Origin of the sequence: Streptomyces flavochromogenes (assembly GCF_000717595.1) — a bacterium.
Lineage (GTDB): Bacteria > Actinomycetota > Actinomycetes > Streptomycetales > Streptomycetaceae > Streptomyces > Streptomyces flavochromogenes.
On sequence record NZ_JNZO01000016.1, the window covers coordinates 1 to 19,544 of the forward strand.

Consider the following 19,544-nt stretch of genomic DNA (forward strand, 5'->3'; position numbering starts at 1 on the left):
GGCGACCCGGCCCGAGGCCACGCTCGACGTGGTGCCCGTCAGACCGAAGCCGGCCGCACCCGCCCCCGCCTCACCGAGCCGCGGACCGTACTCCTGGGCCATCACACCGGCGAACACGCCCGCCTGGGTGCCGCGCAGGGAGTCCGGGGCGATCCCGGCCCGCTCCAGCGCCTCCCAGCAGGTTTCGAGGAAAGCGCGCTGCTGCGGGTCCATCGCCAGCGCCTCACGCGGCGAGATCCCGAACAGTTCGGCGTCGAACTCCGCCGCGCTCTTCAGGAAGCCACCGTTGCGTACGTAGGTAGTGCCCACATGGGCGGGGTCGGGGTGGTAGAGACCGTCGAGGTCCCAGCCCCGGTCCGCGGGGAAGCCCGAGATGACGTCGCGCTGCTCGGCGACGACCTGCCACAGCGCCTCGGGCGAGTCCACTCCGCCCGGGAAACGGCAGCCCATGCCGACGATCACGATCGGATCGTCGTCCTGGCCGGCCCGGTCCTCGGGGGCCGCCGCGTCGTGCTGCCCGTCGGCCAGCACCGCGGCCAGGGCGGCGGGGCTCGGGTGGTCGTACACCACGGTCGAGGGGAGCTTGCGCCCGGTGGCGGCGACGAGCCGGTTGCGCAGCTCGACGACCATCACCGAGTCGATGCCCAGCTCCCTGAACGTCCGCCGCGGCTCGATCTCGGCGGCGGAGTCGTAGCGGAGCACTGCGGCGGTGTGCGCCCGCACCAGCTCCAGGGCGGCAGGGCCGGTCAGCGAGCGGGTCCGTTCGACGTCCTGCGCGTCCTCGGTGTCCTCGGCGGCCCGAACGGAGGCCGCCGGCGTCGGCGCGGTGCCGGCCGACGGCAGTGCGGGAGCGATGTCGGAGTGCCCGGCGATCCAGTGACGGCGCCGCTGGAAGGCGTACGTCGGCAGCTCGGCGCGCGTGCCGCCGGAGGGCAGGACGGCGGACCAGTCCACGTCCGCGCCGTGGCAGAACGCCTCGCCGAACGCGAGCAGCAGCCGCTGCGGGCCGCCCTCGTCACGGCGCAGGGTGCCCAGCGCGGCGACCGGCAGGTCCGCGGACTCCGCGGTCTGCTGGACGGCGAGCGCGAGTACCGGGTGCGGGCTCATCTCGATGAACAGCTCGTGCCCCGCGTCGAGCAGCGCGCGGACGGCGGGCTCGAACTGCACGGGTTCCCGCAGGTTGCGGTACCAGTAGTCGACGTCCAGCTCGGACCCGTCGAGCGCGGTGGCGGTCACGGTCGAGTGCAGCGGCACGGTTCCCGTGCGCGGTGCGATTCCGGCCAGCTCCGCCGGCAGCGTGTCGCGTACGGCGTCGACGTGCGGGCTGTGCGAGGCGTACGCGACCGGCACCCGCCGGGTGCGGACGTCCTCGCCGTACTGGGCGGCCAGGGCGTCCAGGGCGGTCCCGTCACCGGCGACCACGGTCATGCCGGGCGAGTTGACGGCGGCGACGCTCAAGCCGGGGTGTGCCACGAGGTCTTCGCGTACCCGGTCGGCGGGCAGCGCCACGGTGAGCATGCCGCCGCCGCGTCCGGCCAGCGCGCCGAGGGCGGCGCTTCGTACGGCGACCAGCCGGGCCGCGTCGTCCAGGGTGAGGGCGCCGCTGACGGTGGCGGCGGCGATCTCGCCCTGCGAGTGGCCGACGACCGCGGCCGGTTCGACACCCGCCGCGCGCCACAGCGCCGCCAGAGCGACCATCACGGCCCACAGCGCGGGCTGCACGACGTCGTCGCGATCGAGGGCCGGGGCGCCGGGGCGGCCGCGCAGCACATCGGTCAGCGACCAGTCGCGGTACGGGCGCATCGCGCGCTCGCAGTCCTCGACGACGCGGGCGAAGTCGGGGGAGCTGTCGAGGAGTTCGGCGGCCATGCCGGCCCACTGGGAACCCTGGCCGGGGAAGACGAACACGGCCTCGCGGACGGCCTGGTGGCTGCTGCCCTCGACCGCGCCCCGATGGACGCCGGCGTCGGCGACCGCGTCCAGGGCGGCCAGCAGCTCGTTCCGGTCGGCGCCGACCAGGACGGCCCGGTGGCCGAAGGCGGTCCGGTCGTGCGCGAGGGCCCGGGCGATCTCGGCGGCACCGAAGTCCTGGCGCGCGGCGAGATATTCGCGTAAGCGCGCAGCCTGGGCGCGCAGCGCCTTGTCACCGCGTCCGGAAAGCACCCAGGCGAGGGATTCGGAACGATCCGAATCGTCCCGCTGATGTGGCGTGATATCGATGGCCGAAGCGGTGTCCTCCGGCCACGAGCCGAGCACCAGATGGCAGTTGGTTCCGCCCATGCCGACCGATGTCACACCGGCGACGAGCGGCCCGTCGGGATTCGGCCATGGTCCGGTTTCGGTGGCGGCGGAGAGCCGAAGATCGGCGAAAGGAATCTGCGGATTCGGCGTCTCGTAGTTCAGGGTCGGTACGAGTTCCCGCTCGGCGAGGCAGAGAATCGTCTTGACGAGTCCCGCGATGCCCGACGCGCCTTCGAGGTGGCCGATATTGGTCTTGACGGATCCGAGCCTGAGGGGATTCTCCGGAGAACGGGAGGAGGCGAAAACAGCGCCCAGAGCAGATGCTTCGATGGGGTCGCCGACCCGGGTGCCCGATCCGTGTATTTCTACGTACTGTGCTTGTTCCAGCGGTATTCGCGCGTTATCCCAGGCATCGCGTATGACGCGTTCCTGGGCTTTTCCGTTCGGGGTGGGAAGGGTGTCGCTCGCGCCGTCGCTGCCGACGGCCCCGCCGTGCAGCACACAGTGGATGCGGTCCCCGTCGGCCAGTGCCCGGCTGAGGAGCTTCAGCGCCACCACGCCGCCGCCCTCGCCCCGGACGTAGCCGTTCGCCCGGGCGTCGAGTGCGTAACATCGGCCGTCGGGCGAGAGGCTGCCGAAGGCGGCCAGGGCGTGGGTGCTCTCCGGCGCGAGGTTGAGGTTGACGCCGCCGGCGAGGGCCACGACGGACTCGCCGCGACGCAGGCTCTCGCAGGCCAGATGTACCGCGACCAGCGCGGATGACTGTGCGGTGTCGACCACCATGCTGGGGCCCTGCAGCCCGAGGACGTACGAGACCCGGTTGGCGATGATGCCCCGGTGCAGCCCTGTCACGGTGTGCGCGGAGGTGGCGTCGGGGCCGGCCGCGTGCGTGACGGCCGCGTAGTCGTCGGCGATAGCGCCCATGAAGACACCGGTGGCGGTGTCGGCGAGGGTGGCCGGAACGATGCCGGAGTCCTCGAGCGCCTCCCAGGCGAGTTCGAGGACGAGTCGCTGCTGCGGGTCCATCGCGGCTGCTTCGCGCGGGGAAATTCCGAAGAACTCTGCATCGAAGGTGTCGACCCTGGGCAGAAAACCACCGGGGCGCGGCGACCCGTCGGCCATGGAGGCAAGGTGTGCGCGATCTGCGGGCGGCTCGGCTATGGCGTCGCGGCCGTTCCTGAGAAGTTCCCAGAATTCGGCGGGGTTCGCTCCGCCGGGAAAGCGGCAGGAAAGCCCGACGACGGCGACCGTCCGGTCGTCGATGCCCTCCGGAACCTGCAGCGACGGTCCATTCTGGACCGTCGGTCCCCGCATTTCCGCCGCACCGCCTGAAGGGCCTCGTACCGCGCTGTCTGATGGCGTTGCTGCCGCCTGAATTTGGGCATGGCGGATCATGATGTTCTTGCTCCCCCCGTGAAGCACGATCAACGGCACGGCCGACTCGGCGGCCCAGCCTGACTCAATCTCAATTTGGACCCTAGCATCGAGTCGGCGCTCCGTAAACCAATGGCCAGGGCGCGGGAGTTGGTCCAAGAATCAATATGCCGGTAATCGGGGGGACCGGCATCGAGGACCCGTCTCGCGTAACCGCACAGTTAACCACGCAGAAACAGCGCGTACTTGTGCAGCACGCGCTTTCTCGCCTCGGAAGACGTATGCCGTCGGAGAACGGCGTGTCCTCCGGCGCCCCATGCCTCCCGGCCCGGCGACCTCACCCAGGTCGCTCGACAAGGGCGAGAATCAGCCGGGCCGGAAGTCCGGAAACCCTGGGGCCGAGACCACGGGGAAGCCGGCGGGGCGGGCGTGTGCGGGGCAGGATCCACGGTTCGACCGTGGACCGGTCACCGGGAAGCGGCCGGAATGTTTCCGTCGGCCGCCGGCTCGCCCGCGGCCTTCGCCGCCGGGTCCGCCTTGGTGAGGGTGCAGACACCGTCCACGCACTGGCGCTCCAGCCGGCCGCGCGAGATCGTCTGCGCCAGGCCGACCATCCAGCAGGTGGGGCAGCCACGGAAGGCGATCAGGGCGAGCGGGGCCGCGAGGAGAGTCGCCGGACCGGCGACGGGCACCATGGCGATCGAGCCGATGATCAGCCCGAAGCCGATGACGCCGCGCGCCAGGTGGCGCGGGACGGACTTGCTGGCGAAGTTCATGTCGTTCGCCGGGGCCTTCGTGGTGACCCGGATCTGGTCGCCCTGTGCGGGCTTCACGATGTTCACGGTCCTGACTCTCCTCCGACGGGGTGGTCGATGGCTCGATCAAGCCGCCTGGTCGGTGGCCTGTTCGGGTGCTTGGTCGATCGCTTCCAGTGACTGACGTACCGCCGCGCGTGCTCGGTGCAGCCGGGACTTCATCGCGGCGTTGCTCAGACCGAGGGAATGGGCCACGGTCCTGCCGGGCAGACCCTGGACGTCCCGCATGATCAGGACCTGCCGCTGGTCGCGGGGCAGTGCGCCGACCGCGGCGGCGATCCGCTCCACTTCCAGCCTGTGCAGCACCGCTTCCTCGGCGGACGGCTCCGCGGACGCCTCCGGCTCGGCCGGCGGCTCGTCGTTGCGATGGACGAGAAACCGCACCTGCCGGAGGCATTCGTTGCGCACGATCCGGAACATCCAGGAGGCGAGCGCGCCGGTGGCCCGCAGGGTGCCGATCTTCCGGTAGAGGATGATCAGCGCCTCCTGCGCGGCGTCCTCGGCGTCCTGAGGCGAGGAGCACAGCGACTTGGCGAACTTCCGCACATGAGGCTGCGATTCCATGACGACGGTGGTGAGCGACGTGACGTCGCCGTCCTGAGCGGCCTTGATCAGCCGTTCGTCCGGCCAGGAGAAACGTTGGTTCATGTGCTACTCATACCCGGCGGGCGCCTCGCGCGCAGGCACTCGTCAGCTTCGGCTCTTGTAGCGCCGCATGAGGTGCCAGCTGCACGCGCCCACGAGCAGGACTCCGATGACTACGAGGGCCGTGACCATTGTGTTCCTCCTGTTGTTCCGCCGGCGCGTTCGGCCGGTACACACATAAGAGACGGCGACCCCCCAAGAGGATTCAGCTCCGGCCGAAGTTTTTTTTGCCGGGCACCGCGCGGGGGCCGTCCAGGGGGGTCGCGACCGTCCACGGCGCTCGCGTCGTGCCAGGTCAGCGCCTTGTGAGCAGCTGTCTCCAGGCGGACTACCAGGAGGACTTGGTCACGCCGGGAAGGAAGCCCGCGTGTGCCTGCTGCCGGGTGCGGACGCGGGAGAGCCCGAACCTCCGCAGGTGGCCGCGGGGCCGGCCGTCGACGCTGTCGCGGTTGCGGACCCGGGTGGCGCTGGCGTCGCGCGGCTGCCGGTCGAGTTCCTTCCGCGCGGCCAGACGCTGCTCGGCGGTCGACGACGGGCGACGGACGATCTCCTTCAGCTCGGCCCGCCTGGCGGCGTGGTGCTCGACGATCACCTTGCGCCTCTCGTTCCGTGCGATCTTGCTCCGCTTCGCCATCAGACCTTCCCCCCGCGCGCCCGGATCCGGGCCACGGCCGCCTCGATGCCGATCGCGTCCACCGTCCTGATCGCCCGGGCGCTCAGGGTCAGCCGGACGATGCGGCCCTCGCTGGGCAGCCGGTAGCGCTTGCGCTGGACGTTCGGGTCGAAGCGGCGCGAGGTGCGCCGGTGGGAGTGGGAGATCGCGTTGCCGAAGCCGGGCTCGGCGCCGGTCAGCTGGCAGTGGGCGGACATGGGTGTTACCTGCCTCTCTCTGCGGCCGTCGCCGGCCATTGCTTATTGGAAATGAAAACCGTTGCCATATACTAGCCTCATGGCACGCAACGAACTCCGCCCCGTCATCAAGCTGCGCTCCACCGCGGGCACCGGCTTCACCTACGTCACCCGCAAGAACCGGCGCAACGACCCCGACCGGCTGGTGCTGCGCAAGTACGACCCGACGGCCCGCCGCCACGTCGACTTCCGCGAAGAGCGCTGAGCACGTCCGCCGCGGAGAACGGCCCGGAACCGCATGCGGCGGTTCCGGGCCAGAGGTGCCCCGCACAAGCGCCGTACGAAGCGGAGCACGCACGCGCCGTACAGAAGCGGCGTCCACAAGCACCCCACACAAGCGCCGTACAGAAGCGGCGCCCACAAGCACCCCACACAAGCGCCGTACAGAAGCGGTGCACACAAGCGCCGCACACCAGCGCCGTACAGAAGAAAGGTCCCGCCATGAAGCCCGGCATCCACCCCGCCTACGGCCCCGTCGTCTTCCGCGACACCGCCTCCGGCTCCGTGTTCCTCACACGCTCCACCGTCACCAGCGAGAAGACGATCGAGTGGGAGGACGGGCGGACGTACCCGGTCGTCGACGTCGAGATCTCCTCGGTGAGCCACCCCTTCTACACGGGCACCGCCCGGGTGATGGACACCGCCGGACGCGTCGAGCGCTTCGAGCGCCGCTACGGGGCCCGCTGATGGGGCGGGATTCCCGGCTGCCCGTCGTGATCGTCGCCGGGATCCACTCGGACGCCCGCAAGGAGGCCGTCGACCGCCTCCTGCGGGCCGTTCCCGGCAGCGTCGCCCTCCACCACGACCTGACGGGCGCGCCGGACGGGACGGTGCGCCGCCTCGTCCGCGACGCGAGCGGGCTCCTGTCCGAGGACGGGACGCCCCTCGTCAACGACTGCGCGTGCTGCGCGCTGCGCGAGGACCTCGTACCGGAGCTGGAGCGGCTGGCCGGTACCGGCCGGTCCCGGCTCGCCGTGGTCGAACTGTGGGACTCGGTCGAGCCCAGGGCGATGGCCGAGGTCGTGGCGGCGCACGCGGGAGACGCGCTGGTCCTCACGAACGTGATCACCGCGGTGGACCCGGCTCTCGTGCTGCCCTGCCTCGCCAACGGCGACGACCTCGCCGAAGCCGGCCTGGCGGCCGCTCCCACCGACCGGCGCACCGTCGGCGACACCTTCGCCCGTCAGCTGGAGTACGCGCCTGTCCTCGCCCTCGTCGACAAGGGGGAGGCCGACGAGGAGGACCGTGCGCTGCTCGCCCAGCTGCACCCCACCGCCCGCCGGGTGGCGGCCGACTCGGGTGATCTGGTCGAGGCCGCCTTCGCGGGATTCGACGTCGAGGCCGCCGCCGCGGCTCAGCACCCCGCGTGCGCGCTGCTGCCGCAGGACGCGGACGACGCCGGTGTCGCGACCCTCGTCTGGCACCGCCGACGTCCCTTCCATCCCGAGCGGCTGTACGCCGCGCTGGAGGACCTGTGCTGCGCCGCCGCACGCAGCCGTGGCCGGTTCTGGCTGGCCGACCGCCCCGACACCCTGCTGGCCTGGGACGCCGCGGGCGGTGCGCTGTGCGTCGAGAGCGCCGGCCCGTGGCTCGCCTCCCTGCCGGACGCCGCCTGGGAGTCGGTCCCGCCGATGCGACGGGCCGCCGCCGCTCTGGACTGGCACCCCGAACACGGCGACTGCTGTCAGCACCTCGTCTTCACTTCGCCCGGGCTCGACCGCGACGGACTGGAACGGCTCCTCGAGTCCTGCCTGCTCACGGACGAGGAGTACGCGTCCGGGCCGGACGGCTGGAGGCACCTGCCCGCAGCCTTCGACTCCCTCCTCGACGCCGCCTGACCCACGAACGACTCGACCCGGCAGAACTCCTGCCCCCGGAAGGACATCCTCATGGCCCGCCGCCAGGAACCCCGCAAGCCTCCGAAGTCCCGCCCCAACCCGCTCGACGCCGCCGGGATCACGTCCATCGACTACAAGGACACCGATCTGCTGCGGACGTTCGTCTCGGACCGCGGCAAGATCCGCAGCCGCCGTGTCACCCGGGTCACCGCCCAGCAGCAGCGGCAGCTCGCCGCCGCCGTCAAGAACGCCCGGGAGATGGCCCTGCTGCCGTACGTCACCCGGTGAGATCCGGGAGGGAGGGCCGCCCGCCGGGCCGACCGGGGGGAGCACCCGTGGCCACGGTCCGGCATCCCCCTGCTCCCCGGCCGCGTGCCCGACCGTGTGCTCACCCGTTCGTCCCGCCCTGTCTGGCCGGAACCGTGCGGGCGGGATTGGCTGGGCGCACACCGCGAGGAGGCACCCGTGCCGGACGACGAGAATCAGAACGAACTGGCCGCGTTGCGCGCGCGGGTCGCCGCGCTGGAGGGGGAGGCGGCCGCCCGGCCCGCTCCTCGCCATCGAGGCCGCTCGTTCCTGGCCGCCGTGCTCATCGTGATCGGGTGCCTCCTCGTTCCGCTGGGCATCGTCGCCGCGTGGACCTCCGACATCGTCGGCGACACCGACCGGTACGTCGCCACGGTCGCCCCGCTCGCCTCCGACGCGGACGTGCAGGCGGCGGTCGCCAACCGGGTCACCGGCGCGGTGATGGAGCACATCGACCTGGAGGCCCTCTTGGAGGGGGTCGCGCCCGAACAGCGTCCGCTGCTCGCCAAGGCGCTGGGGAAGCTCGGCGGCTCGCTGGAGAGCGCGGTCAGCAGCTTCGTCCACGACAAGGCGCAGGACGTCGTCGCGTCGGACGCCTTCGAGACGGTCTGGACCGATGCCAACCGGGCCGTCCACACCGCCCTCGTCCGCGCCCTGACGGGCAGCGGCGACGGAGCCGTACAGATCAACAACGACACCGTGACGGTCGACCTCGCACCCGTGATCGAACGGGTGAAGGAACGGCTCGTCGACGCGGGACTCACCGTGGCCGCCAAGATCCCGGAGGTCCACACCGACTTCACGGTCGTCAAGTCCGAGGACATCGGCAAGGTCAAGACCGGGTTCCGCCTGCTTCAGGTGATGGGTCTGTGGCTGCCGGTGATCGCGGTGCTGCTGGTGGTCGCGGGCGTCCTGCTGTCCACCCATCGTCGGCGCACCGTGATCGCCTCCGCGATCGGCGTCGCCGTCGCGGCCCTGGTCCTCGGCATCGCTCTGACCGTGTTCCGTACGGTCTACCTCAACGCCCTGCCCGACACCGTCTCCCAGCCCGCCGCCGGGTCCGTCTACGACGCGCTGATCCACTTCCTGCGCACCACGGTCCGCATGGTGGTGACCCTGGGCCTGGTGGTCGCCCTCGCCGCCTGGCTCACCGGCCCCAGCCGCCCCGCGGTCGTCGTCCGCCGCATGTGGAACTCCGGCATCGACGCGACCCGTGGCGCGGCGGACCGGGCCGGTCTGAAGACGGGCCCGGTCGGTCCCTTCGCCCGCCGGTACCGGACGTGGATCACCTGGATCCTGGTGGCCCTGGCCGTCCTCGTGTACGTCCTGTGGGACCACCCCACCGGCTGGGTGGTCGTCGGTCTCGCGCTGGCCCTGCTGTTCGCCTTCGCGGTGGTCCGGTTCCTCGGGGCGGAGCATGTGGACGCCGACGAGGAAGCGCCGCCTCTCCGGGCGTAGGGCGGATGTCCGGAGAAGGCCGGATGGCGCGTGGGGCGGCCCGATGGCGGCGACTGCGCGCGAGGGCGGAGGAGCGGCTGCCCGTCCTCACCGAGATCGCGAGCCGGCTGCTGGGCGGGAGCCTGCTGGACGCGGGGACCCGGCTCGCGGCTCAGGCCTTCCTGGCCGCCGTACCGCTGCTGTTCGCCGTCGCGGCCTTCGCCCCGGCCTCCGTACGCGACCAGCTGCGGGAATCCCTGCGTGCGATGTTCGGGCTGACCGGGCGCTCGGACGTCGAGCTGCAGCAGATCCTGGGCGACTCCGCCGACGAGGAGCTGCGGGAGACGACCGGTGCGGTCGGTCTGGTCATCGCGCTGGTCTCCGCGACCAGCTTCAGCCGGGCCATGGCGAGGGTCTGCGAGCGGGCCTGGGCCCTGCCCAAGGCGAAGACGCGGGTCGCGGCCTGGCGGTGGGTGGTGTGGCTGCTCGCGCTGTTCCTGGTGGTCCTCGTGCAGGGCCCGCTGCGGAACGGCTTCGGCGTGGGCCTCTGGCTCGGGGTGCCGGTCTTCTTCCTCGTGAGCGTGGGCATCTGGATGTGGTCGCAGCATCTGCTGCTGGCCAAACGTGTCCCCTGGCTGCACCTGCTCCCCGGCGCGATCCTGGCGGCCGCGGCGACGAGCGCCCTGGCCCTGACGGCCCGGCTGTACATGCCCGCCGCGCTGAACAGGGCGCTGGGGGAGTACGGCTCCCTCGGCCTCGTCCTCACGCTGCTGTCCTGGCTGATCGTCGTGTGCGCGGGGATCACGTTCGCGCTCACCATCGGAGCGGTACTGGCTCAGGAGCCGCCCCTGTCGCACCACCTGGGGCCGATGGGCGACCCGCCGGGCGGGGCGGCGGACGGAGACGCGACACCCGCGCCCGAGCCGGATCCGTGACGGACCGACCCGCTTCAGCGCGTGCCGTGCCGCCCTCTCCGCTTCACCGCTGTGCGCGGCGCCGGGCGATGAGCAGGCCGAGGACGATGCCCACGAGGAGGGTGACGGTGAGGACGATCCACAGGGGAAGGGTGACCGTCGGGATCCAGAGCCTGACGGTGATCGAACCGGTATTGGCCGCGATGAACCAGATGGCCAGGGCGGCGAGGATCACGAAACCGATGGTGCGCACACGCATGTCCCGCCCCTTGACCGTCAAGGTCGAGGGGCCGTGCGACGTGTCTGCGGTCTTCTGGCGCATAGATCCCATTATCGGCCGATCGTGCCGCCCGGTCGATCGGACGGCATCGCCGACAAGGCGTGCGACGCCGCCACCCTGACCTACGTGCGCTCCTTCACCAGCACCCTGCGCGCCAAGACCTATCGCGCCGGCCTCGGCTTCAGCAGCTCCGGCGCCAAGGCGATCGCCACCGCCGAGAACCGCACGGACCTGCCGGGAAACCTCTGGTGCGCCCGGTGGAACGGCCAGGGGACCAACACCAGGGACTGGCCCTGGGATCCGAAGCTGTACACCGACCACAGCCGCGGCCACCACTGCAAGGCCGACAGCAGGGAGACCCGCGGCGCCCACACCATCACCGTCGGCCGCAACGCCTGGGACGCCCCGGTCGCCGTCATCGGCTGACCTGGTCGGACCGGTTCGGCCGTGACAGCCGTGCCCCCGGTCGAAGGGGCGGGCGTGAGAGATGAGAGGGTCTAGCGGGTGAGCGAGACATCACCGAACACCCTTCAATACCGTGTCGACGGGCAGGAACAGGCGCCCGTCCTCGTCCTGGGCCCCTCGCTGGGCACCACATGGCACATGTGGGACCGGCAGATACCGGAGCTCACCCGGGACTGGCGGGTCGTCCGTTTCGACCTTCCCGGGCACGGCGGGGCGCCCGCCGAGCCCTTCACCTCCGTCGCCGAGCTCGGCGACCGGCTCCTCGCCACCCTCGACTCGATCGGCGTCCAGCGCTTCGGGTACGCGGGCTGTTCCCTCGGCGGCGCCGTCGGCCTCGATCTGGCGCTGCGCGCGCCCCACCGGGTCGCCTCCCTCGCCCTGGTCGCCACCTCGCCCCGGTTCGGCAGCGCCGACGAGTTCCGCCAGCGCGGTGTCATCGTCCGCGCCAACGGTCTGGAGCCGATGGCCCGCACCGCGCCCGAGCAGTGGTTCACCTCGGTGTTCGCCGGCGCGCAGCCCGCGATCGTGGACTGGGCCGTGCAGATGGTCCGGACGACCGATCCCGCCTGCTACATCGCCGCCTGCGAGGCCCTCGCCGTCTTCGACGTGCGTGAGGCCCTCGACCGGATCGCCATCCCGGCCCTCGTCCTCGTCGGCTCGGAGGACCAGGTCACCGGCCCCGCCGAGGCCCGCACCCTGGTCGCGGGGATCGCCGACGCCCGGCTCGCCGTCGTCCCCGGCGCCTCGCACCTGGCTCCCGTCGAGCAGCCCGCAGCCGTCACCGACCTGCTCATCGAGCACTTCGCCGGTGCGGCCCCGGACACCAGCGGCACCCTGACCGTGCCGCCGCTGCCCGCGGCCCCGGCGCCCGCGGCCGAGCCGGTCCCGGACGCCGAGCCCGCCGGGGCCGGCCGCCCCGACCCGTACGAGAAGGGGCTCGGGCTGCGGCGCGAGGTCCTCGGCGACGCCCATGTCGACCAGGCCCTCTCCGGAGACGCCGACGGCGCCTTCCAGGACCTCGTCACCCGGTACGCCTGGGGCGAGGTCTGGAGCCGGGACGGCCTCGACCGGCGCACCCGGAGCGTCGTCACCCTGACGGCCCTCATCGCCGGAGGCCACCGGGAGGCCCTCGCCGACCACACCCGCGCGGCCCTCCGCAACGGCCTCTCCGCCGAGGAGCTCCGCGAAATCGTGCTCCACACGGGCGTGTACTGCGGCTTCCCCGCCGCCGAGACCGCGCTGCATGTCATCGCCCGGGTCGTCGAGGAGGAGACGACGCCCCCGGCGTAGCCTGGCCCCGTGAAGCTGACGAAGAAGTCCCACGCGTGCGTGCGGCTGGAGAAGGACGGGCGGACGCTCGTCCTCGACCCCGGCATGTTCACCGAGGAGGACGCGGTCCTCGGGGCCGACGCCCTGCTCGTGACGCACGAGCACCCCGACCACTTCGACGAGGGTCACCTGCGGGCCGCACTGGAGGCCGACCCGGCCGCCGAGATCTGGACGCTGCGCAGCGTCGCCGACCGGCTCTCGGCGGCCTTCCCGGGCCGCGTGCACACCGTCGGGCACGGTGACACGTTCACGGCCGCCGGGTTCGACGTCCAGGTGCACGGCGAGCTGCACGCCGTGATCCACCCCGACATCCCGCGCATCACCAACGTCGGATACCTCGTCGACGGCGGCGCCGTCTTCCACCCCGGCGACGCGCTCACCGTGCCCGACCACCCCGTGGACACGCTGCTGCTCCCCGTCATGGCCCCCTGGAACAAGATCTCCGAGGTCATCGACTACGTGCGCGAGGTCGAGCCGCGCCGCGCGTACGACATCCACGACGCCCTGCTCACGGACCTCGCGCGGCCCATCTACGACCGCCAGATCGGCGCGCTCGGCGGCACGGACCACCGGCGGCTCGCCCCCGGCGCCTCCGCCGAGCTCTGAGCCCGTCCGCCGGGCACCCCCGGCCGCTCCAGCCCGGCACGGCGTCGATTGTCGGACCCCGCACGTAGGCTTGCGCACATGCGCATCGCCACCTGGAACGTCAATTCGATCACCGCCCGGCTGCCCCGTCTCCTCGCCTGGCTGGAGAGCAGCGGCACGGACGTGCTGTGCATCCAGGAGACCAAGTGCACCGCCGAGCAGTTCCCCACCGAGGAGCTGCGCGCCCTCGGCTACGAGTCCGTGGTGAACGCCACGGGCCGGTGGAACGGTGTGGCCCTGGTCTCCCGAGTCGGCCTCGCGGACGTGGTCACGGGCCTGCCCGGCGGCCCGGAGTACGACGCGGCGGAGGAGCCCCGGGCGATCTCCGCGACCTGCGGCCCGGTCCGCGTCTGGTCGGTGTACGTGCCGAACGGCCGGGAGGTCGAGCACGAGCACTACGCCTACAAGCTGCGCTGGCTGGAGGCCCTGAAGGCGGCCGTCGCGGAGGACGCGGCGGGGGACCGGCCCTTCGCGGTCCTCGGCGACTACAACATCGCGCCGACCGACGACGACGTCTGGGACCGGGCGGTCTTCGAGGGCCTGACGCACGTGACGGAGCCCGAGCGGGCCGCGCTCGCCGGTCTCCGCGAGACGGGTCTGGCCGACGTGGTCCCGCGCCCCCTCAAGTACGAGCACCCCTTCACGTACTGGGACTACCGCCAGCTGTGCTTCCCGAAGAACCGGGGCATGCGCATCGACCTGGTCTACGGCAACAAGCCCTTCGCCGAGGCCGTCACCGACAGCTACGTGGACCGCGAGGAGCGCAAGGGCAAGGGCGCCTCGGACCACGCGCCCGTCGTGGTCGACCTCGACGTGTAGAAGCGCCCGACCCACCCGGCGGCGGACGATCTCCGCGCGCCGGGTGGTCGACGGGCAGGTGACGGTGCGAGGCTGTTCGGATGAACATTCCATTCCTGGACATCTGGCGCAAGCGGCACGCACCCGAACCGGCCGGCTCCCCGCTGGTCGCGGCCTTCGACCGTGACCCCGACGGTGTGGCCGAGCTGCTCGCCGAGTGCGAGCTGCTGCGCGCCCGTGTCGCGCAGTCCGGGGTGGCACTCGACGACACCCCGCGTTCTCTCCAGGAGCTGGACCAGCTGCCGCCCCGCTGGCGCGACGACCCGGAGGAGCTGCCCTGGATCGGGAACGACGCCGGGCTCTACCTCGGCACCGTGATCGTGCGGAACGTGCCCGGCGCGCGCTGGCAGGTGTGGCCCGGCGGCGGCCCCGTGGTGCGGCTCGCCTCCGGCCGGGAGATCCAGGTCGTCGAGGCCGGTCTCGACTGGGCGATGACGGGCTCGCCGGAGCTCTCCCAGGTGTACGCCGAGGCCGCCGAGTACTGAGTCCGCAGCCGCGCTCGCTCCGGTCCCGCACCCTCCGCCCCACCACCCTTTTGCAGTAAATACGGCTTATCTCGGTTTCATGCGTGTCGGGCGCGAAGTCCCTTTTCTGGTGGATAGCTTGCGCTGACTCGCACCGCTGAGAAATGGGGCAGGGCAGCGTATGGCCGTCGTCGATCCGCTGATCGAACTGCGTGGCGTCAACAAGCACTACGGCACGTTGCACGTCCTCCAGTCCATCGATCTCACCGTCGGCCGGGGAGAGGTGGTCGTCGTCATCGGCCCGTCCGGATCCGGCAAGTCCACCCTCTGCCGGGCGATGAACCGCCTGGAGAGCGTGGAGTCGGGCGAGATCGTCATCGACGGACGGCCCCTCCCCGAGGAGGGCAAGGCGCTCGCCCGGCTGCGTGCCGAGGTCGGCATGGTCTTCCAGTCGTTCAACCTCTTCGCGCACAAGACCGTCCTCGCCAACGTCTCCCTCGCGCAGATCAAGGTCCGCAGACGCAAGAAGGAGGAGGCCGACCGGCGTTCCCGCGAACTCCTCGACCGGGTCGGACTCGCCGCGCACGCCGACAAGTTCCCCGCCCAGCTCTCCGGCGGCCAGCAGCAGCGTGTGGCCATCGCCCGAGCCCTCGCCATGGACCCCAAGGCGCTCCTCTTCGACGAGCCGACCTCGGCCCTCGACCCCGAGATGATCAACGAGGTCCTCGACGTCATGCGGCAACTCGCCCACGAGGGAATGACGATGGTGGTCGTCACCCACGAGATGGGCTTCGCCCGCTCCGCCGCCAACCGGGTCGTCTTCATGGCCGACGGGAGGATCGTCGAGGACCGCGCTCCGGAGGACTTCTTCACCACCCCGCGCAGCGAGCGCGCCAAGGACTTCCTGTCCAAGATCCTCACGCACTGAGCGGGGGGAACGATGCCGCGCTCGCACCGCTCGCACCGCACCCCGGCCGTGCTCGCCGTGCTGCTCGTCCTGACGGCGACGCTCGTCGGCTGCGGCAGGGAGGGCAGCCCGCCGGTCAAGGGCCCGCAGCCCGACCGACTCCCGGTCTACCAGGTCCAGTCCGGCTTCACCCTGCCGGACTCCAGCACCTGGAACCGGGCGAAGAAGCGCGGCCGGCTCGTCGTCGGCGCCAAGGAGGACCAGCCGTACATGGGCGAGAAGGACCCGGCCACCGGCCGCTACTCCGGCTTCGACATCGAGATCGCCAAGATGATGGCGGCCTCCCTCGGCTTCGACCCGGCCGGCATCGACTTCCGCACGATCGCCTCGGCCAACCGCGAAACCGCCCTGCAGAACGGGCAGATCGACTACTACGTCGGCACCTACACCATCAACGACAACCGCAAGAAGCTCGTCGGCTTCGCAGGGCCCTACTACATGGCCGGTCAGTCCCTCCTCGTCCGCACCGACGAGAACGACATCGACGGCCCACAGGACCTGGCCGGCAAGCGCGTCTGCTCGGCCGCCGGCTCCACCCCGTACCAACGCATCGAGAAGGACTACCCGAAGGCCGAACTCGTCGCCTACGACACGTACTCCGCCTGCGTGGACAACCTGCTGACCTACCAGGTCGACGCGGTCACCACCGACGACACGATCCTCATGGGCTACGCCGCCAAGGTCCCGGACGAACTCAAGGTCGTCGGCAGACCGTTCTCGAAGGAGCCGTACGGCATCGGCGTCCCGCGCGGCGACAACGCCCTGCGCTTCGCCCTCGACGACGCCCTCGCCGCCCACGAGAGGAACGGCGACTGGAAGAAGGCCTACGACGCCACCCTCGGCCTCTCCGGGGTCCCCGCCCCGGCACCGCCCCCCATCGACCGCTATCCGGCGAGCTGACGAGAGGAGCCTCCCGACATGGACGTCCTGACGGACAACTTCTCGCTCTACGCCGAGGGATTCCTCGGCACCGTCGAACTCACCGTCTACGCATCGGCGCTGGCCCTCGTCCTGGGCTTCCTCATGGCCTCGTTCCGGGTCGCGCCCGTGGGCTCCCTGCGGGTCTTCGGGACGGTCTGGGTGACCGTCCTGCGCAACACCCCGCTGACACTGCTGTTCTTCGCCGTCATGCTGGGTCTGCCCCGGTTCGGACTCGTGCTGCCCTTCGAGCTGTTCGCCGTCCTCGCGCTCGGCTGCTACACGTCGGCCTTCATCTGCGAGGTGCTGCGCTCCGGCATCAACACGGTGCCGCGCGGCCAGGGCGAGGCCGCCCGCAGTCTGGGGATGAGCTTCACCCAGTCCCTCGGCACGGTCGTCCTGCCGCAGGCCTTCCGCACGGTCATCCCGCCGATCGGCTCCACCCTGATCGCCCTCGCCAAGAACTCCGCCATCGCCGGCGCGTTCAGCGTCACCGAACTCCTGGGCACCTACAAGACCTTGAGCGAGCTCGGCTACAACATCGTCTGGACCTTCGTCTGGATCGCCGTCGGATACCTCATCATCACCCTCACCATCAGCGTCCTCTTCAACGTCCTCGAGAAGCGCTGGGGAGTCGCCCGATGACCGATTCCACCGCCCTCTACGACATCCCCGGGCCTCAGGCCCGGCGGCGCCACCTCCTCTACGGCGTCGCGTCCACCGTCGTGATCCTCGCGCTGGTCGGATGGATCCTCTATCTGCTCTTCGACAACGACCAGTTCACCTCCACCAAGTGGTCGCCCTTCCTGTACAAGGGAATCCAGGAGCTGCTGCTCGAAGGGCTCGGCAACACCCTCAAGGCCTTCGCCTACGCCTCGGTGCTGTCGCTCGCCCTCGGCGCGGTCCTCGCCACCGGACGCCTCTCCGACCACCGGGCGCTCCGCTGGATCTCGACCCTGCTCGTCGAGTTCTTCCGCGCCATGCCCGTCCTCGTGATGATCTTCTTCATCTTCGTGGCACTCAAGGTGCAGGCCCTGCCCGCACTCGTCGCCGGACTGACCCTCTACAACGGCTCCGTGCTCGCGGAGGTCTTCCGCACCGGCATCCACGCCGTCGCACGCGGCCAGGGCGAGGCCGCGTACGCCCTCGGCATGCGCAAGACGCAGGTCATGACCTACGTCCTGGTTCCCCAGGCAGTCCGTGCGATGCTCCCGGCCATCATCAGCCAGTTGGTGGTCGCCCTGAAGGACACCTCGCTCGGATTCCTCATCACCTACGAGGAGTTCCTCCAGGCGGGAAAGCTGATCGCCTCCAACCTGGACTACGACCTGCCGTTCATCCCGGTCGTCCTGGTGATCTCGCCGATCTACATCGGGATGTGCATGCTGCTCTCCTGGTTCGCCACCTGGGTGGCCCGCAGGGAGCGCCGCAGCCCGAAGACGAAGGCCGTGGACGTCGCTCCGGCCGAACCACAGACGCTGCTGCCGGGACCGCAGTAGCGAGCGAGGGCCGCACCCGCCCGGCAGCAGCCGGTGATCACTCCTTCCGCAGCGGTACCGACACGTACGACGGGTCGGCCGAGGGGGAGGAGAAGGTCAGCTGCGCGCCGGTCGGGTTGTGCTCGATGTAGAGCGGGTCGACGGTGTCGACGACCAGCGCGAGCCGATGCCCCGCCGGGACGTCGTACGCCGTGGAGAACAGCTCCAGATCGACGCCGAACGCCGTGCCCGGGGTCCGGTCGTGGAAGGTGTACGGGGCGTTGCTGACGAGCTTGCCGACACCGAGCGGACCCACGTCGTAGAGGTACGCCACGAGGGTGCCGCTCTCCTTGGTGGAGGTGACGGTGGTGTGCACCTTCACGGTGCCGCGCACCCGCTGCGGGGTGTCGTACCGCTCCGACTGCCAGACACCGGCGAAGGCACGGGGGAGGAGAGGTACGGAGACGACGGGCGGGATGCGGAGGAACTGGTCCAGGGCGTTGGTGAGCAGGGTGACACCGCCGTTGGCGCCGGAGTCGATGTTCGCCCAGACCCGCTGCGTACCGCCGAGGTCGAACTTCCGCTGGTTCGCGTGCACGGACTTCCAGTCCGGGTAGCCCTCGTAGCCGCCGGTGGAACGGGACTTGAGCTGGACGGGCTGCTCGCGGTCGATTCCGTTGTCAGCGCCCTTGAGGTAGCGGTCGAACCAGCGGTGCGCGCTGGTCCAGGTGTCGTTGGGCAGCCCGAACAGGCCGGTGGCCTCGGCGGTGGCGTGGTCCCCGGGGCGGAACTCCAGCCGCTTGGGGCCGGTGAGCTTCTCGAAGAAGCTCGCGTACTGGTTGGGCGGGAAGATGGTGTCGCCCCAGGCGTTGCCGAGCATGATCGCGGCGCCGTTGGCGTTGATCCGGTCCAGCTGCTCGACGGGGGAGCGTGTGCGGCCCCAGGCGATCATGTCCTCCTCCTTGTCCAGGTTGGAGGAGAGGAAGTCGCCCAGGATCTGCTTGAGTTCGGGGCCGGGGCGCCCGGTGAGGTAGCCGGCGCCGCCGAGCAGGGCGGCGGCCTGGAGGTGCTGGGTGCGGCCGCTGTAGATGGACTCGATGAGGTCGGCCCAGCCGCTGAGCGCGGCGACGGCCTTGATCCGCGGGTCGTTGGCGGCGGCGAGCAGGCTGATCCCGGCGCCGTACGAGACGCCCGCCATGCCGATGTGGGCGGGGTCGGCGGCGGTGTGGGCGAGAGCCCAGTCGATCACCTTGGAGGCGTCGGCGATGTCCTTGGGGCCCGCGGTCTCGATCTCACCGCCGGACTGCCAGAAGCCGCGCGAGTTGTAACTCACCACGATGTAACCCGAGTCGGCCAGCAGCTTGGCCTGGACGAGGTACTCGACCTGGGGCATGGCCCAGCTCGTGGGCAGCACGATCAGGGGGTGGCGGGTGCCGTCGGCGGACCCGGCGGGGGTGACGACGTTCGCCTTGAGGACGGTGCCGCCCTCCCCGGCGATGTCGACGAAGCGGATGCCGGTGCCGGCGGTCTCTCCGGCCTCGGCGGCCTGGGCGGCGGGTGCGAGCCCGAGGGCCGTCCCGGCCACGAGGGCGGCCGAGACGGCGAGGGTCAGGGGTGTGCGTCGCACGGGTCACTCCTCACTGGGTACTGCTGGGTGGGCA

The 19,544-nt window shown here is 71.2% G+C and carries 21 protein-coding genes and 1 pseudogene; 15 read left to right on the forward strand and 7 right to left on the reverse strand.

Annotated elements, in window-relative coordinates; translation table 11 throughout:
- From IF00_RS0120390 to rpmB, 5 genes are all read right to left on the reverse strand, one after another.
- Window positions 1-3,504: type I polyketide synthase (locus IF00_RS0120390; protein WP_425338339.1), on the reverse strand; the 3,504-nt coding region annotated here is incomplete at its 3' end.
- 578 nt (window positions 3,505-4,082) lie between these two features.
- Window positions 4,083-4,457 (reverse strand): hypothetical protein, encoded by a 375-nt coding sequence (locus IF00_RS0120395; RefSeq protein ID WP_030320020.1) that lies wholly within the window; start codon window positions 4,455-4,457, stop codon window positions 4,083-4,085.
- Window positions 4,458-4,496: 39 nt separating this feature from the next.
- A complete protein-coding gene (locus tag IF00_RS41490) occupies window positions 4,497-5,078 on the reverse strand; it encodes an RNA polymerase sigma factor (protein WP_030320021.1) in 582 nt (193 codons plus the stop codon).
- A gap of 325 nt (window positions 5,079-5,403) precedes the next feature.
- Entirely contained in the window at window positions 5,404-5,709 is a 306-nt protein-coding gene (gene rpsN, locus IF00_RS0120410; protein WP_030320022.1) for a 30S ribosomal protein S14, read from the reverse strand.
- The gene (gene rpmB, locus IF00_RS0120415; RefSeq protein ID WP_030320024.1) at window positions 5,709-5,945 is read right to left on the reverse strand and encodes a 50S ribosomal protein L28; all 237 of its coding nucleotides are present in this window, start codon (window positions 5,943-5,945) and stop codon (window positions 5,709-5,711) included. Before rpmB ends, rpsN begins: the two co-directional genes overlap by 1 nt.
- A 79-nt stretch (window positions 5,946-6,024) precedes the next feature.
- Here rpmB and rpmG point away from each other — a divergent pair, with 79 nt between their 5' ends.
- The 6 genes from rpmG (at window position 6,025) to IF00_RS0120445 (ending at window position 10,500) form a co-directional block, all read left to right on the forward strand.
- On the forward strand, window positions 6,025-6,189 hold the full coding sequence (gene rpmG / locus IF00_RS0120420) for a 50S ribosomal protein L33 (protein WP_030320026.1): 165 nt from the start codon (window positions 6,025-6,027) through the stop codon (window positions 6,187-6,189).
- Window positions 6,190-6,425: 236 nt separating this feature from the next.
- Window positions 6,426-6,671 carry a type B 50S ribosomal protein L31 gene (locus tag IF00_RS0120425; protein WP_030320027.1) on the forward strand — a complete coding sequence of 82 codons (246 nt, stop codon included), beginning with the start codon at window positions 6,426-6,428 and terminating at the stop codon, window positions 6,669-6,671.
- Window positions 6,671-7,822 carry a CobW family GTP-binding protein gene (locus tag IF00_RS0120430; RefSeq protein WP_030320029.1) on the forward strand — a complete coding sequence of 384 codons (1,152 nt, stop codon included), beginning with the start codon at window positions 6,671-6,673 and terminating at the stop codon, window positions 7,820-7,822. The genes IF00_RS0120425 and IF00_RS0120430 overlap by 1 nt, the downstream gene beginning before the upstream one ends.
- A gap of 51 nt (window positions 7,823-7,873) precedes the next feature.
- Entirely contained in the window at window positions 7,874-8,110 is a 237-nt protein-coding gene (gene rpsR, locus IF00_RS0120435; protein ID WP_030320031.1) for a 30S ribosomal protein S18, read from the forward strand.
- A 177-nt stretch (window positions 8,111-8,287) separates the two neighbouring features.
- Complete coding sequence (locus IF00_RS0120440) at window positions 8,288-9,586, forward strand: hypothetical protein (RefSeq protein WP_245234594.1); 1,299 nt, start codon at window positions 8,288-8,290, stop codon at window positions 9,584-9,586.
- A gap of 23 nt (window positions 9,587-9,609) precedes the next feature.
- A complete protein-coding gene (locus IF00_RS0120445) occupies window positions 9,610-10,500 on the forward strand; it encodes a YhjD/YihY/BrkB family envelope integrity protein (RefSeq protein WP_037638715.1) in 891 nt (296 codons plus the stop codon).
- A 43-nt stretch (window positions 10,501-10,543) separates the two neighbouring features.
- Here IF00_RS0120445 and IF00_RS0120450 read toward each other — a convergent pair whose 3' ends face one another.
- Window positions 10,544-10,738 carry a lipopolysaccharide assembly protein LapA domain-containing protein gene (locus tag IF00_RS0120450; protein ID WP_245234595.1) on the reverse strand — a complete coding sequence of 65 codons (195 nt, stop codon included), beginning with the start codon at window positions 10,736-10,738 and terminating at the stop codon, window positions 10,544-10,546.
- A 105-nt stretch (window positions 10,739-10,843) separates the two neighbouring features.
- On the opposite strand from IF00_RS0120450, the pseudogene IF00_RS0120455 reads away from it, so the two are divergent.
- From IF00_RS0120455 to IF00_RS0120495, 9 genes and pseudogenes are all read left to right on the forward strand, one after another.
- Window positions 10,844-11,185, forward strand: a pseudogene (locus IF00_RS0120455) (glycoside hydrolase domain-containing protein); the annotation flags it as partial.
- Between the two features lie 78 nt (window positions 11,186-11,263).
- Window positions 11,264-12,514 (forward strand): bifunctional 3-oxoadipate enol-lactonase/4-carboxymuconolactone decarboxylase PcaDC, encoded by a 1,251-nt coding sequence (pcaDC, locus tag IF00_RS0120460; RefSeq protein WP_030320042.1) that lies wholly within the window; start codon window positions 11,264-11,266, stop codon window positions 12,512-12,514.
- Window positions 12,515-12,523: 9 nt separating this feature from the next.
- A complete protein-coding gene (locus IF00_RS0120465; protein WP_030320045.1) occupies window positions 12,524-13,159 on the forward strand; it encodes an MBL fold metallo-hydrolase in 636 nt (211 codons plus the stop codon).
- A gap of 78 nt (window positions 13,160-13,237) precedes the next feature.
- Complete coding sequence (locus tag IF00_RS0120470) at window positions 13,238-14,017, forward strand: exodeoxyribonuclease III (RefSeq protein ID WP_030320046.1); 780 nt, start codon at window positions 13,238-13,240, stop codon at window positions 14,015-14,017.
- 80 nt (window positions 14,018-14,097) lie between these two features.
- Complete coding sequence (locus IF00_RS0120475; RefSeq protein WP_030320048.1) at window positions 14,098-14,541, forward strand: DUF6278 family protein; 444 nt, start codon at window positions 14,098-14,100, stop codon at window positions 14,539-14,541.
- A gap of 160 nt (window positions 14,542-14,701) precedes the next feature.
- The gene (locus tag IF00_RS0120480; RefSeq protein ID WP_030320050.1) at window positions 14,702-15,448 is read left to right on the forward strand and encodes an amino acid ABC transporter ATP-binding protein; all 747 of its coding nucleotides are present in this window, start codon (window positions 14,702-14,704) and stop codon (window positions 15,446-15,448) included.
- A 12-nt stretch (window positions 15,449-15,460) separates the two neighbouring features.
- Window positions 15,461-16,387 carry a glutamate ABC transporter substrate-binding protein gene (locus tag IF00_RS0120485; protein ID WP_030320052.1) on the forward strand — a complete coding sequence of 309 codons (927 nt, stop codon included), beginning with the start codon at window positions 15,461-15,463 and terminating at the stop codon, window positions 16,385-16,387.
- 18 nt (window positions 16,388-16,405) lie between these two features.
- The gene (locus IF00_RS0120490; protein ID WP_030320053.1) at window positions 16,406-17,050 is read left to right on the forward strand and encodes an amino acid ABC transporter permease; all 645 of its coding nucleotides are present in this window, start codon (window positions 16,406-16,408) and stop codon (window positions 17,048-17,050) included.
- A complete protein-coding gene (locus tag IF00_RS0120495) occupies window positions 17,047-17,904 on the forward strand; it encodes an amino acid ABC transporter permease (RefSeq protein ID WP_030320055.1) in 858 nt (285 codons plus the stop codon). Before IF00_RS0120490 ends, IF00_RS0120495 begins: the two co-directional genes overlap by 4 nt.
- Window positions 17,905-17,941: 37 nt before the next feature.
- Here IF00_RS0120495 and IF00_RS0120500 read toward each other — a convergent pair whose 3' ends face one another.
- Window positions 17,942-19,510 carry an alpha/beta fold hydrolase gene (locus tag IF00_RS0120500; RefSeq protein WP_030320057.1) on the reverse strand — a complete coding sequence of 523 codons (1,569 nt, stop codon included), beginning with the start codon at window positions 19,508-19,510 and terminating at the stop codon, window positions 17,942-17,944.
- Window positions 19,511-19,544 lie beyond the last annotated feature (34 nt).